Here is a 490-nt window from a genome sequence, read left to right on the forward strand (position 1 = left end):
GCCCATGCGATTCCCGACCGGCAATGGTGAAACCGCCCATGCGTTCTTCTATGCGCCGCGCAATACGAACTGCCGCGGCGAGCACAGTACATCGCCACCGCTGGTAGTGTTCATCCATGGCGGACCGACGTCGGCGTGCTACCCGGTGTTCGACCCGCGCATCCAGTTCTGGACGCAGCGCGGCTTCGCCGTGGTGGACGTCAACTACCGCGGCAGCAGCGGGTTCGGCCGCGCCTACCGACAACGCCTGCGCGAGCAATGGGGTGTGGTGGATGTGGAAGACGCCTGCCAGGCGGCCCGCGCACTGGCGCAGCAGGGCGCTATCGATCCGCAGCGGGTATTCATCCGTGGCTCCAGCGCCGGCGGCTACTCCGCCCTCAGCGCACTGGTGGCGACCGATCTGTTTCGCGGCGGCGCCAGTCTGTATGGCGTCAGCGACCCCCTGGCGCTGCGCCGGGTCACCCACAAGTTCGAAGGCGACTATCTGGAT

General features: G+C 67.1%; 1 protein-coding gene. It reads left to right on the plus strand.

The window, feature by feature from the left end; all coding sequences use genetic code 11:
- On the plus strand, nt 1–490 hold a 490-nt coding region (locus ACU8YC_RS26460), incomplete at both ends, for an alpha/beta hydrolase family protein (RefSeq protein WP_446896188.1).

This window comes from Citrobacter sp. VF227, from assembly GCF_052950715.1.